11 protein-coding genes and 1 riboswitch are annotated in these 13,143 nt (G+C 49.2%); of the genes, 5 read left to right on the top strand and 6 right to left on the bottom strand.

Going from position 1 to position 13,143, the window contains the following annotated elements; genetic code table 11:
- Positions 1–141: 141 nt before the first annotated feature.
- Positions 142–1,332: a coenzyme F420-0:L-glutamate ligase gene (locus G470_RS0102075; RefSeq protein ID WP_028273384.1), complete on the top strand. Its 1,191-nt coding sequence runs from the start codon at positions 142–144 to the stop codon at positions 1,330–1,332.
- Positions 1,333–1,394: 62 nt separating this feature from the next.
- On the opposite strand, the gene G470_RS0102070 is transcribed toward G470_RS0102075, so the two are convergent.
- Positions 1,395–2,735, bottom strand: a complete 1,341-nt coding sequence (locus G470_RS0102070; RefSeq protein ID WP_028273383.1) for an APC family permease — start codon at positions 2,733–2,735, stop codon at positions 1,395–1,397.
- Between the two features lie 207 nt (positions 2,736–2,942).
- Positions 2,943–3,458 carry a YehS family protein gene (locus tag G470_RS0102060; RefSeq protein WP_028273382.1) on the bottom strand — a complete coding sequence of 172 codons (516 nt, stop codon included), beginning with the start codon at positions 3,456–3,458 and terminating at the stop codon, positions 2,943–2,945.
- Between the two features lie 183 nt (positions 3,459–3,641).
- A riboswitch (purine riboswitch) is annotated at positions 3,642–3,740 on the top strand.
- 235 nt (positions 3,741–3,975) lie between these two features.
- Here G470_RS0102060 and G470_RS0102055 point away from each other — a divergent pair.
- The 3 genes from G470_RS0102055 to G470_RS0102040 all read left to right on the top strand — a co-directional run bounded on the left by G470_RS0102055 (position 3,976) and on the right by G470_RS0102040 (position 8,111).
- Positions 3,976–5,349 (top strand): uracil-xanthine permease family protein, encoded by a 1,374-nt coding sequence (locus tag G470_RS0102055; RefSeq protein ID WP_084172038.1) that lies wholly within the window; start codon positions 3,976–3,978, stop codon positions 5,347–5,349.
- Between the two features lie 101 nt (positions 5,350–5,450).
- Positions 5,451–6,404 carry an RluA family pseudouridine synthase gene (locus G470_RS12400; protein WP_240470625.1) on the top strand — a complete coding sequence of 318 codons (954 nt, stop codon included), beginning with the start codon at positions 5,451–5,453 and terminating at the stop codon, positions 6,402–6,404.
- Positions 6,405–6,575: 171 nt separating this feature from the next.
- Positions 6,576–8,111, top strand: a complete 1,536-nt coding sequence (locus G470_RS0102040) for an AbgT family transporter (protein WP_035444869.1) — start codon at positions 6,576–6,578, stop codon at positions 8,109–8,111.
- Between the two features lie 250 nt (positions 8,112–8,361).
- Here G470_RS0102040 and G470_RS12395 read toward each other — a convergent pair whose 3' ends face one another.
- Complete coding sequence (locus G470_RS12395; protein ID WP_051258368.1) at positions 8,362–9,261, bottom strand: alpha/beta fold hydrolase; 900 nt, start codon at positions 9,259–9,261, stop codon at positions 8,362–8,364.
- A 216-nt stretch (positions 9,262–9,477) separates the two neighbouring features.
- On the opposite strand from G470_RS12395, the gene G470_RS0102030 reads away from it, so the two are divergent.
- Positions 9,478–10,518 (top strand): glycosyl hydrolase family 28-related protein, encoded by a 1,041-nt coding sequence (locus G470_RS0102030; protein WP_169720313.1) that lies wholly within the window; start codon positions 9,478–9,480, stop codon positions 10,516–10,518.
- Here G470_RS0102030 and G470_RS12390 read toward each other — a convergent pair.
- The 3 genes from G470_RS12390 to G470_RS0102015 form a co-directional block, all read right to left on the bottom strand.
- Entirely contained in the window at positions 10,469–10,954 is a 486-nt protein-coding gene (locus G470_RS12390; protein ID WP_084172036.1) for an RluA family pseudouridine synthase, read from the bottom strand. The two genes, G470_RS0102030 and G470_RS12390, sit on opposite strands and share 50 nt — an antisense overlap.
- A gap of 309 nt (positions 10,955–11,263) precedes the next feature.
- Entirely contained in the window at positions 11,264–12,493 is a 1,230-nt protein-coding gene (locus G470_RS0102020; protein ID WP_028273377.1) for an NAD(P)H-dependent oxidoreductase, read from the bottom strand.
- Between the two features lie 32 nt (positions 12,494–12,525).
- On the bottom strand, positions 12,526–13,134 hold the full coding sequence (locus tag G470_RS0102015; protein WP_028273376.1) for an NADPH-dependent FMN reductase: 609 nt from the start codon (positions 13,132–13,134) through the stop codon (positions 12,526–12,528).
- Positions 13,135–13,143 lie beyond the last annotated feature (9 nt).

Below are 13,143 nucleotides of genomic sequence, written 5' to 3'. Positions count from 1 at the left end.
CCGCATTGTTCGGTTTTCCACTTCATTGGAAGATTCTAATCCGATTAGCTTTCGGATATAACGAAAAAAACTGGACATCGGAAGCATTTACCTATATGATTATTCAGGAAACTTTTTAGCAAAACATGAGGAGAGATTACAGTGAAAAGAGCAGTTGGAACAGTCGTACGCGGACTTCGCGGCCCTATCGTCAATCAAGGGGATGACATCGGACAAATCGTAGTGGATACTGTCTTGAACACCGCCAAAGTGGAAGGGTATGACATCCAAGACCAAGACATCATCGCCATCACGGAATCCGTCGTCGCCCGGGCACAAGGAAATTATGCGTCCATTGATGACATCGCCGCAGATGTCCAAGCTAAGTTTGACGGAAAAACCATCGGAGTGCTTTTCCCGATCCTCAGTCGGAACCGTTTCTCCAACCTTCTAAAAGGAATCGCCCGTGGAGCCAAAGACATCGTATTGATGTTGAGTTTTCCTGCGGACGAAGTGGGAAACCATTTGGTTGACATTGATGAATTGGACGCAAAAGGCGTGAATCCTTGGACGGATGTCTTGAACGAAGAAGAATTCCGTCAGCATTTCGGATACAAAAAGCATGCGTTCACCGGTGTGGACTACATCGACTACTACAAAGAACTGGTGGAATCAGAAGGCGCAACATGCAAAGTCATCTTCTCCAACAACCCGCAATCCATTTTGGACTATACAAAACATGTATTGACGTGTGACATCCACAGCCGCGTGCGGACCAAACGCATTTTGAACAGCCGCGGTGCTGAAACGGTTTACGGATTGGACGATTTGTTGACAGAATCCTTGAACGGAAGCGGCTTTAACCCTGAATACGGTTTGTTGGGTTCAAACAAAGCGACAGAAGACACTGTCAAGCTCTTCCCGGCCAACTGCCAACCACTTGTAGAAGACATCCAAGCTAAATTGAAAGACGCGACAGGCAAAAACGTTGAAGTGATGGTTTATGGAGACGGGGCCTTCAAAGACCCAGTCGGAAAAATCTGGGAACTGGCTGACCCGGTTGTCTCCCCTGCTTACACTTCCGGTTTGACAGGTACGCCAAACGAAGTGAAGCTGAAATACTTGGCAGACAACAACTTCTCCGATTTGCGCGGCGAAGAACTTCGGGAAGCGATCGCCAACCATATCCAAAACAAAAAAGAAGACTTGGTCGGAGAGATGGAAGCCCAAGGCACCACCCCGCGTCGTCTGACGGACCTCATCGGTTCACTGGCTGACTTGACGTCAGGCAGCGGCGACAAAGGAACACCATTCGTTTACATCCAAGGGTACTTCGACAACTACACAAATTAACCCAATGCATCAAAAAGGAGACCTTCTCACTAGAGACGGTCTCCTTTTTTTGTCTACCTACATCAAGAATCTTCCGAGATATAGGAGATTTTTTTATTCTTTTTTCCGGATAAGAAAAACGGCACCCCGGACAAGGTCAACACAATCCCCAACAACGCATTCAGCGGCTGGGTGAGCAGGATGCTTGTCAATATGAAGACTCCTCCCGCCATAGCCACAAGCGGGATGAACGGATAAAGCGGCACTTTGTACGGGCGGTTCAACTCGGGTGCACGCTTCCGCAAGAGCAAGACCGCCAGGAACGTCATGGTCGAAAATATCCAGATGACAAAGACAATGAGATCCGTCAGTTGGTTGAAAGAACCGGTCAGCATCATCATAACAGAAACAAACAAGATGAAAATACCCCCGTTCATCGGGATATTCGTTTTGGCATGCACGTGTCCGAACCAGCCGGAAAACGGCAGCATCCCTCTTTGAGCCAAGACATACGGAATGCGCATGCCGGACAGGAAGTACCCGTTCATCGCACCGAAAACGGAGATGAGAATCCCAATGGTGATCAGTTTCCCGCCGATTCCAGGGAACAACTGCGTGGCAACGGCGGCCGCCGGGGTTTCTGTTGCGGCCAACACAGCACTGTCAACGACAAAGAGATACGCCACATTGATGGCCAGATACACAGCCATCACGATAGAAAGTCCTCCGACAATCACGCGCGGCAAGGTTTTTCCGGGGTTCTTCATCTCCCCGGCCAAAGCACCGACGTTGATCCATCCATCATAAGCAAAGAGCGTCGCGACCAAAGCCGAACTGATGGCGGTCATGAAGGGCCGGTCCGCGGCAGCGAAAGGCAACAACTGCGTTGAACCGCCACCTGGGTAGAGAAGACCGGCCACAATGATGACGAGGAGAGGAATCAATTTCAAGAAGGTGGCTGCAGTCTGGATCCGGCCGCCATATTGGGTGCCCATAAAATTCATCAAGGCGATGAACAAAGCGGTCCCTATGGCGATCGGAACGGTCAGTCCGCTGCTTAACCCGAAAAGACTGATGACTTGGGCCGCGAAGATAATCGCCAGCGCAGCGAAGTTGGCAGGGAAATACACCACCATCTGGGCCCAACCGGCAAGGAATCCCCAAAACTTTCCGTATACTTCTTCCATATAGACCATCAAGCCGCCGGTCTGCGAGTAGATGGTCCCGATTTCCGCCACTGTCAACCCTCCGGCAATGGTGATGATTCCTGCGATAAGCCAAGCCAAAAGTCCGACACCCGGAGCTCCGCTGGCAGTGAAGACAGCGGCAGGCTTGAAAAACACGCCCGCCCCGATTACGGTTCCTACCAACACAGTCAACGCCGTCAAGCCGCTGACGGATTTTTTCAATTGTGGTTCCTTCATCTCTTTTCCAACTTTCTCTCGTATCCTTGATAAAGTAAACTGTTTCCCATTCTAGAGACAGTGCTCTCTTCCGTCAAGGCTTCTTCCTTATAAAATAAAAAGAATTTGATGAATTTCCGCACACAAATTTTCACGTACAGAATGTTCGGGAAAATCAAAAAAGACACCCCTCCTTCAGAAACGTCTTTTCCGTCTCAAACTTCCGCATCAGCTGCGGTATTCCATCGCTAGCCCTTTCAAGAAATTGCGGGCGTACCGGTCCCCGCACTCCTTGTAGTTGCGGTGGCCTTCTTTTCTCAACACGGCGCTCAGTTCACTGTTGGACAGGTAGACGCCGGTGTCATCCAGGATATCCAAGATGTCCTCGCTTGTCAGCTTAAGGGCAATTTTCACTTTTTTCAACAAGACATTGTTGGCGTCCTTGTCGTGTTTAAGCGAAAAGGTCGGTTTGACCGGCTCTCCGGATTTGGTGGTTTGTCTTCCTCTTTTATGAATAATCAACCCGTTCAAGAACGATTCCAGTGTGTGGTTGTGGCACTCTTCCATGTAGACATTTTCCACATACTCTTCCTCGTCGTCTTCGTGTCCTTTTTGTTTGATGAGCAGCGCTTGGACCTCTTCGACGGTGATGTCCATCCCGCCCAGGCCGACTATCTCCGCCACTTCTTCATCCTTTAGGTCCAATGCGTACCTTAACCGTACCAAGCGATCGTTGTTATTCATTGTGTACTCCTTTTTGTGCGTTCATTTTTTGTGGCTTCATTATAACAAACCTCGGATTGCATTGATACCATGGATCATCGGACCAGAAAAGCAATGAAAGCCATTCACTTCCGAACATTAGAAAAAATTAATAACTTATTGTTAAGAAAATTCCTTGTTTTCTCGTTTGGATGCCGTATACTGAAAGCAACTGAACAAGGATCTAATATAATTTAGCGATATGGGCTAGAAGTTTCTACCGGACACCGTAAACGTCCGACTATTAGATCAGCATGGGTTCATCATTCGTTCTTTGGTGGATACTCTGTTGATGAATAGATAGAAATTGGGACAATTGTCCTGCTCTTGCACTAGCCTGCAAAAAGGTCACTCTTTGTGATGCTTTTTGTGGGCTTTTTTCTTTCCACGGGCCGGATGGTCCAAGCAGGAACGGCTTCTCTCTTTCTTCTATTACCGCTAGACGCAGATTAATTTGCATCCTGTTTCAGAAAAAACTTTTTTTATCCAGGAGGAACAAATGGAAACACGATTGGATGAACACGTTGTGGAGGTAACAGAAAGTTACACCGAGCAAACTGCCGACACGGAATTGTACTACGGGGTGGAAGACACACCGGATCTCGTCACCACCACTGTCTTAGGTTTTCAAAACGTCATCACCGCTTTCGGCGGCTTGGTGGCCGTCCCTCTTATCATTGCCGGAATGGCCGGCTTCGGCATCGCCGATACGGCATACATGGTCAGTGCCGCTTTGTTGGTTTCAGGAATTGTTTCGATTATTCAGTCAAAAGGGTTTGGACCAAAATTCTTCCGTGTGGGGGCAGGAATGCCGACCATCATGGGAACAGACTTTGCATTCGTGGGACCGGCTGCTTCCGTTATCGCACACGGCGGTATCGCAGCATACTTCGGTGGAACCATGCTGGCGTCTTTGGTTGAACTGGTCATGAGTTATTTCATCAAACCGGTCATGAAGTTCTTCCCACCGGTTGTGACGGGATCCGTTATTTCCTTGATGGGGATGACGTTGATGTCTGTTGCGATGGAATGGGCTGCGGGCGGAGTCGGTGCCGCAGACTTTGGTGCCGCACGCAACATTTTCATTGCTGCTCTCATTTTTGTCATCATCGCCGCCATCAACCACTACGGCGGGAAAAAATTCGCTCCTTATTCAGTCTTGATCGGTGCCGTAATCGGATATATCATCTGTATCCCATTGGGCATGGTGGACTTCCAACAAGTCAATGACGCGGCTTGGTTTGCTTTGCCGCAATTGTTCAAATACGGCATCACGTTCCGTTGGGAATACGCCCTGCCGTTCGTCACAGGTTACTTGGTTACCATCATTGAAACCGTCGGCGTGATGCAGACATTAGGACAAGTTACGAAAACAGACATCACAGATGAAGACATCGCAGCCGGTGTCCGTGCTGATGGGATTGGTTCCATCATTGGCCCAATCTTCGGTTCCGGCCCTTCCGCCACCTTCAGTCAAAATGCCGGATTGATTCCAATGACGAAAAACGCGTCCCGTAAAGTCGCCATCGCTGCTGGTTTCATCATGATTGCGATGAGTCTTCTGCCGAAATTCGCTACTCTCGTTTCCATCATGCCGATGCCGGTTTTGGGCGGAGCTGGATTGTTGATGTTCGGTAACGTGGCTGCAGCTGGAATCCAGTCTCTTTCCCGCGTGAAATTTACCAACCGCAACATGTTGATCGTTGCAGGTTCAATGGCTGTCGGCCTTGGCGTGGCGTTCCGTCCGGAAGTCACTGCAGGTCTTCCAGGTTTCTTGAGCGGATTGTTCTCTTCCGGAATCTCTGCCGGAACCATCGTTGCATTGACATTGAACATCCTTTTGAAAGAAAAAAACGAAACCGTCGCTGAATAATTAGCGACCTTCCCTAACCGTCGGAATTCTTCTAAAGAATCCCGGCGGTTTTTCTGTTATACTTCAAATTAGAAATATGGAGCAAAAAAGCCTTCAGGAGCGTGAAGAACATCAATAAGCGAAACAGAAACCGTAACCCGCAGCACAGAAAACCGATGAAATCAAAAGCCAACACAGCCGCACAAGGCGTCACCAACTACAAAGTGGAAGAACCGATGGAACTGCTGCCGTTTTTATTGAAAGTGATGAACAACCGCAGCCGGAATTCCGTGAAATCCATTTTGACCCGCGGACAAGTGGCGGTGGACGGCAACATCTACACCAAGCACAACCACCCGTTGACTCCCGGACAAACCGTTTCCGTGTTGAGCAACAAAGAAGCTATGCGTCGTTCTGAATTGATCGACATGACCATTCTGCATGAAGACAGAGACATCATCGTCATCAACAAAGGCGCCGGCCTACTTTCCATCGCAGCCAACGACCCGACAGAATTGACCGCGTATTCCCAACTCAGTGAGTACGTGAAAAAAGAAAACCCGAACAACAAAATCTTTGTGGTGCACCGCCTCGACCGTGACACGTCCGGTGTGATGTTGTACGCCAAATCGGAAGAAATCAAAGAAGCGTTGCAAGCGGATTGGAAAAACATCGTCAAAGAGCGTATCTACACTGCGCTGGTTGAAGGAACAGTGGAAAATGACCACGGCACCCTTTCTTCCTGGCTCACTGAAAACAAAGCGATGAAAATCTACGCGAGTCCTGTCGACAACGGCGGCAAACACGCCGTCACGCATTACCGAAAAGTCCGCGGCAACGAAAACTACACGTTGTTGGAAGTCGAATTGGAAACCGGCCGCAAACACCAAATCCGCGTCCAATTGAAAGAAATCGGCCATCCCGTCGCCGGCGACAAGCAGTACGGCGCGGCCACCAACCCGATGAAACGCCTGGGGTTGCACGCGACCACGTTGGTTCTTGTCCACCCGGGAACAAACAAACTCGTCCGCTATACCGCTGAGGTACCGCCTGCGTTTTTGAGATTGTCGAACTAAGCAACACCGAAAAAAATCCCATATTGTGCCGAACCGGCCGGAGACCCCTTGTCCCGGCCGTTTTTTTGTTGGATATGTACCATGCATACGGTTTTAGGGTACTTCTTTTTGACAAAAAACGATCCGACACTTATATTAAGTAAGAGTATTTTTAAATCATGGAGGACACAAATGAAGAAAAACAAGAAAATCAATATCGGTCTTTTAAAATGGCTGGAGCGAGTCGGCAACAAACTTCCCGACCCGGCCTTTCTTTTTGTCATCCTGGCGGTCATCACCATGGTCGCTTCCGCGGTGGCTGCGCAGTTCGATTTGTCGGTCACTTACGAAGGCGTGAACAGCGCCACGGGTACCATTGAAACAATCACCACAACGGTCAACAATTTGTTGTCTGTCGAAGGACTGCACTACATAGTGACCAATGCCGTCACTAACTTCACGAGCTTCTTCCCGTTGGGGACGGTGTTCACCGTCATCCTCGGGGTGAGCGTGATGGAAGGAACCGGAATGCTGGCGGTTCTGCTGCGGCGGATTGTTTCTAAAACACCCAAAACATTCATTTCAGCGATGGTCGTATTTTTGGGGGTCATGTCCAATATCGCGTCTTCCACAGGTTACATTGTCTTGGTTCCGTTGGGCGCCATCATTTTCTTAGCCAGCAAACGGCATCCCATCGCCGGTTTGGCGGCCGCATACGCCGGTGTTTCAGGCGGATGGACAGCCAACTTGCTGCTAGGTTCCAACGACCCGTTGTATGCGGGAATTTCCTCCGAAGCCGCCCGCATCCTCGACCCGTCTTATACGGTTTTGCCGACGGATAACTGGTTTTTCATGATTGCGTCCACTTTCTTGGTGACCATCGTCGGAACGTTTGTCACCGACAGAATCATCGAACCGAGCCTGCCGGAGTACGAGTTTTCCACCCAAGAAGAAGTGGAAGACATCACCCCTGTGGAGAAAAAAGGGTTACTGTACGCCGGGATTGCGGAAGCCATCTATCTGTTGGGGATGGCTTGGATGGTGCTTCCGGAAAACGGGCTGCTTAGAAATCCAGAAACGGGAGAAATCTTGAACTCCCCGTTCATGTCGGGAATCATTTTCTTTTTGATGCTGTTCTTCTTGATTCCAGGTATCGCATATGGAATCGGCTCAGGTGTCATCAAGCGGAGCCAGGATGTGACGGAATTGATGACCAAGGGGATCCAAGGCATCTCGAATTTCCTTGTGCTGATTTTTTGGGCCGCTCAGTTCACAGCTATCTTCGGTTACTCCAACTTGGGAATCATCCTCTCGGTGAACGGAGCCCAATGGTTGACGCAAATCGGGTTGACCGGCCTGCCGTTATTGCTGTTGTTTATCTTGTTGGCGGCGCTCATTGATTTCATCATGCCGGTGGATACCGCCAAGTGGGCATTGATGGCTCCGATTTTCGTGCCCATGTTCATGCAGGTGGGGCTGTCTCCTGAAGCCACGCAATTGACGTACCGGATTGGAGACTCCACCACCAATATCATCACCCCGTTGATGCCGTTTTTCCCGATGATCATCGCCTTTTTCCAGAAGTACGACAAAAAGGCCGGAATCGGAACTGTCGTATCGACGATGCTTCCGTATTCCCTCTCCTTTTTAGTTGGTTGGCTGATTCTTCTCAGCATCTGGTACTTGCTGGGACTGGCAATCGGTCCGGGAGCATGGTTGACCCTTTAGAAATGGAACACACAAAAGCACCAGCGAAGCGACATGCTTCGCCGGTGCTTTTTTCCTTTCTCCCGTTCTCAACTCAGTTATTTTGCAACCTCACCCAGTAATTCACTTGAGAAGCGTTCTCAAGTGAATTACTGATGAATTTTTCCACTTATCTGCTTCGAGACGGCTTCTCAATGGAAATAGTTTGTCTTTTCTCTCATTATTTCCATCGAAAAGGCCTCTCAAACGAAATACTCCGCCTTTCACCCACTTATCTGCGTTGATACAGCGTTTCATCGTAGATTGTTCCTGTTTCATGGATAAATTGCAGCATCAATCGATTCACGCGCTCCGCTTCTTCGTGATGCACCCAATGTGTCGCTTCTCCGAGCAGGATGCCCTGCCCTTTTTCACAATAACTCAAGCTTTTTTCGGCCAGCTCGTGGCCAAGGAACTGGTCTTTCGCTCCCCAAATCACCAGCGTAGGAACAGACACCCTCAGCGGCCTTTTAGGAAGGGCGACTCTTCCGATATTGGCCCGATACCAATGGAGCATGGAACGCATCGCTCCGGGTTGGTCCCACGCAGAACGGTAACGCTGCAAGTCGTCGTCGCTGAACGTTCCTTCTCGGCTGGTGTTTCGCAGCGCATGCGAAGCCGGCGTCCAGTCGGAAAGTTGAAACAGTTTTTCCGGAAGTGCCCTGATTTGAAAAAACGCCGCATACGAGCTTCGCACCAATTGACCGGGATGCTGCCGGATTTGCTGGCGCATCGCTGCTTCGTGGGGGGCGTTCAAAATCACCAATTTGTGCAGCAATCCCGGGTACTCCCGTGCCACCCGCCAGGCAACGATGCCACCCCAATCATGGCCGACAAGGAAGACTTTTTCCCTCCCGGAAGCTTTGATCAACCCCACGACATCTTTTACCAGCTCTCCCGTTCGGTAGTCTGCCACTTTTTTCGGCTTGTCACTGAGGTTGTACCCGCGCTGGTCGGGCGCCCACATGCGGAACCCTTTTTCTGCCAAAGAGGTGAGTTGTTTGTGCCAGCCGTACCAAAATTCCGGGAACCCATGCAACAACAAGACCAACTCCCCGTCTGCAGGCCCTTTCTGGGCAACATGGAGTCTGATGCCGTTTGTTTCCACATATACATGCTCGACCGCTTCCATCCGCTTACTCCTCCTTGCACTTGTTCTTTAGATGGATTATACCTTATCAGCTGAAGAGAGGGGCACGGAACGCATTTTCCAACTTGAACCAGCTTTATCATTTACAGCGCTTTCAAAATCAGCTATAGTTTAATCAACGCAACGGAATTTCTTCAGTCTTGCCTCGCTTTTTCCTGCACCTTTTAGTTTCCTATATAACAGAAAATGGTGACCATGATGAAAAAACTACTATTCCTACTTTTGGCGGCTGGCGGCCTTGTGTTTATTGTTGGAGCCATTGTTTTGGGGAGTCCTCTGACGTCTCAACTCGACCTTGGAGGCAGCACCCCCTCCGAGAGTACCTATAATGTGAAAGAGTTTGGTGCCGCGGGAGACGGCCGGACAGATGACACCCCCGCTTTCGAACAAGCCATTGAAGCCGCTGCTTCCAACGGCGGCGGAGAAGTTTTTGTCCCTGTCGGAACGTATGTGCTGCATCCGATATTTTTGCAGTCTCATGTGGACTTGATTGGCGCGGACCGGGATGTAGTGACGTTGAAACTATCGGATGACGCAGACAATCAAGGGTTGACCCGGTTGGTGAACATCGAAGAGGCGGAAAATATCCAAATCCACAATATCACTTTCGACGGCAATGCGCCGGCTCATGAAGGCGGAACGGAACACATGCACACCCTCTTCATCTGGGACAGCAAACATATTGTGGTGGACAACAACCGGATGCAGCATGCCATCGGCGACGGGGTTTCCATCACCGGTTCCACTCAAGCAAGCGAAGATGTCACGATTTCCAACAACATTCTCCTCGACAATCACCGTTCCAACATCGTCGTGGAACAAGTGAATGACATCAAGATTTTCCGCAACCAAAGCACCTCCAACATTGGACGCCCCACCCTTCATTTTGAACCGTTTGAAGAGATGGATCTTTACGGAGCGGAGGTGTACGAAAACACCTTTGGATCCAATGCGTCTGACACCTACACCATTCAAATTGAAGGCACCCCTGAACCCGGGAACTATTTCCATGACATCTGGTTTTATAACAACACAATAAAAGGTCTGAGCGGACGTTTCATGGTAAAAGAAACAAAAGACTCAGAAATTTACAACAACACGTTTACCGTGAAGGATCTGTATATTTGGTTCAAAAACGACAATTTGCACATCTATAAAAACACAATCGAAACAAGGAACGGCATCACCGTCAAAACAAGTGCGGACGGCCGGTATGCAGGTTTACCGAAAGCAGGCTGAAGCCGTCTTTGGATTCCAACACTTCATAATCCAAGACCGCTTTTTTCGCTTTTGGGTGTTTGGGTGACACAAAGACTTGATTTTTCTTTTTGTCCTTATACAAATAGTGTTCCAATTCGCCTTTTTTCTTTTCCGGCGTGCCGTGAACGACCGCCAGATACCGGCGTTCCATTGCCTGTCTTCGGATCATGTCCGACAAACGGGATGCGGCTTTGGACGTCTTGGCAAACACCATGGCGCCGCCGACCGGCCGATCCAGGCGGTGCACCAGTCCCAAGTATACATTTCCTGGCTTTTGGTGGCGGATTTTCAAGTCTTGTTTCAACAGGGTCAACATATCCAGGTCGCGGCTGCTGTCTTCCTGCACCGGTATGTTTACCGGTTTTTCTACCAGCAGTAAGTGGTTGTCTTCAAATAGTACAGATACGTTATTCAATCCTCTTCTCCTTTTAATCTACTAATCTGGTTTCCATTTCACTAATCATCTTACAACATTATGCCACATATCTTTAAATTTTTCTTTTAAGTTTAGAAGAGCGGAATCGGACCAAATAAAACGAGTATTTCGAGAGGATTTGGTCCAATAACCGGTGGAAGGTCCAAATCGCTTGTATTTCTCTGGAAGATTTGGTCACTTCCGGTGAAACAAGCCCAAATCTGAAAATTTCTCATGAAAAATTTGGTCCCATCGGATGGACACACGAAAAAAGCTGAGAGGAGCTCTCAGCTTTTATTATTTATTCTATTAACCTTTTATCGAAGCGCTGGATACGGCATCGACGGTGTCTTTTTTGGTTGCGCTGGAAACCGCGTCCACCTCTTCATTGGCGCCTTTCTTTGTTGCGCTCGAAACGGCGTCGACGTCCCCCACCAGTTTTTGGCCGGTTTGTTCCAAATACCAGTCGATGACCGGTTGGAGATCCAGAATGTACTCATTGATTCCGGCATAGTTGCCGTCTTTGTCGTGCATCGCTTGGTAGTTGTGTACGACATATTTGTCCGGTCCGTGTGTCGGTACATTGACGCGGAACACGTCCATCGCGCCGGAGCGCAGCTGTTGGATCACCCAGGAAACGTTGTTGTGCTTGCTTTCCGGGTGGCATTTCGCCAATGGGTTCCCGACTTGTCCCGGTGTCCGGGAAGCCAACATCTCTTCCGCCGGCATCGTGCGGTTGTAGTAGAGGAACTGGTTGTTGTTATCGGCGTATGTGAGTTCCAACGGCATCGATGCCAGGAACATGTTCAACTGGTCGACCGTCAACAAACCACGGTCCAGTTTCACATACGTGTCCCCTTCCACCGCATTCACTTTTTCTGCGGCCTGCTCCAACCAGTCGTCGGCGTACATATCGACGCCTTCCACGGTTGTGTCGATTTTTCCGGTCGCATACAAGTCTTCCGGTTCCGGCTGGGCTTTTTTCGGTTCTTCCAAGACAGATACCACTTGGATGAAACGCAGGAATTTCTTCAAACAGCTTTCCAAAAAGTCGACCGTCCCTTGGTCTTTCAAGTTCTCGTTTTCATCAAACGCTTCTTTGACGTTTCCAAGCAGGAATTCGTTCCCCGGCATGACGATGGCGTTGACCCCCGGCGCGTCCAAAATTTGGCGCAGGTGCAGCTGCGCGCGGGAAGACCCTTGGCTGAAATAGGAAGCACCCACAATCATGACCGGTTTATTTTCCAAAGGATGGATGTTGAAAGACAACCATTCAAGCAAACTCTTCAATCCGGCGGGAATGGTGTGGTTGTGTTCGGGTGTCGCGATGATCACCCCGTCTGCCTGCAAAATTTTGTTTTTGATTCGTTGGATGGGTTCGCTGTTCGTCTGGTCGTTGCTTTGATTGAACAGCGGCACGTCGGTGATTTCCACAATGTCCAATTCAAACAACTGGTTGAATTGTCTTTTGATAAACTGCAACAACAAGCGGTTATATGATTTGTCTGCGTTGGATCCTACAATACCCACTAATTTCATTTTATTGGCTCCTTTTGTTGGCTGATTTTTTCTTAGTTTGCTTCCCAAGAAAAGTTTGCGGCGTCTTTTTTATTTTGTTCATGGTTGTGGTTCATTTGGTTTGTGATGGCAACAAAGGTCAAGAAATCTTTGAACAATCCGTCCAACTTGTCCACCTGTTCTTGGTCTTTCAAGTTGACATCTTCGTCAAACGCTTGGAGCGAATGGCTCAACAAAAATTCTGAGCTTGGCATGATGCGGGCTTTCAATTCGGGGGCATCCAAAATTTGACGCAAGTGTGCCTGTGCCCGGGATGACCCCAACGTGCCGTACGACGCCCCGGTAATCATCACCGGTTTGTCCACAAACGGATAGATGCCGTACGACAACCAGTTCAACGCGTTGATCAATGCTGCAGGAACGGCATGGTCGTATTCCGGCGTACTGATGATGACCCCGTCGGCGGCTTCGATTTTATCCGCGATGACCTGGACTTCTTCGGGAATTTGTTTGTCTTCCGGCTTGTTGAATACCGGAATGTCCTTGATTTCGACCACTTCAATGTCTGCTTCACCGGAGAAATGGTGCTTCATGTACTGCAGCAACATCCGGTTTGTTGATTGTTCTGAATTCGTGCCTACGAGTCCAACAAATTTTTTCATGTGCTTACT

This window comes from Atopococcus tabaci DSM 17538 (assembly GCF_000429585.1).
Taxonomy (GTDB): domain Bacteria; phylum Bacillota; class Bacilli; order Lactobacillales; family Carnobacteriaceae_A; genus Atopococcus; species Atopococcus tabaci.
Note: the sequence above shows the minus strand (reverse complement) of the source record. Positions and strands in the feature narration are given on the sequence as shown.

Coding starts and splice junctions, on each gene's coding strand:
- G470_RS0102070 (WP_028273383.1), bottom strand. CDS start 2,735: ATGAAGGAACCACAATTGAAAAAATCCGTCAGCGGCTTGACGGCGTTG.
- G470_RS0102060 (WP_028273382.1), bottom strand. CDS start 3,458: ATGAATAACAACGATCGCTTGGTACGGTTAAGGTACGCATTGGACCTA.
- G470_RS0102055 (WP_084172038.1), top strand. CDS start 3,976: ATGGAAACACGATTGGATGAACACGTTGTGGAGGTAACAGAAAGTTAC.
- G470_RS0102040 (WP_035444869.1), top strand. CDS start 6,576: ATGAAGAAAAACAAGAAAATCAATATCGGTCTTTTAAAATGGCTGGAG.
- G470_RS12395 (WP_051258368.1), bottom strand. CDS start 9,261: ATGGAAGCGGTCGAGCATGTATATGTGGAAACAAACGGCATCAGACTC.
- G470_RS0102030 (WP_169720313.1), top strand. CDS start 9,478: ATGAAAAAACTACTATTCCTACTTTTGGCGGCTGGCGGCCTTGTGTTT.
- G470_RS0102020 (WP_028273377.1), bottom strand. CDS start 12,493: ATGAAATTAGTGGGTATTGTAGGATCCAACGCAGACAAATCATATAAC.
- G470_RS0102015 (WP_028273376.1), bottom strand. CDS start 13,134: ATGAAAAAATTTGTTGGACTCGTAGGCACGAATTCAGAACAATCAACA.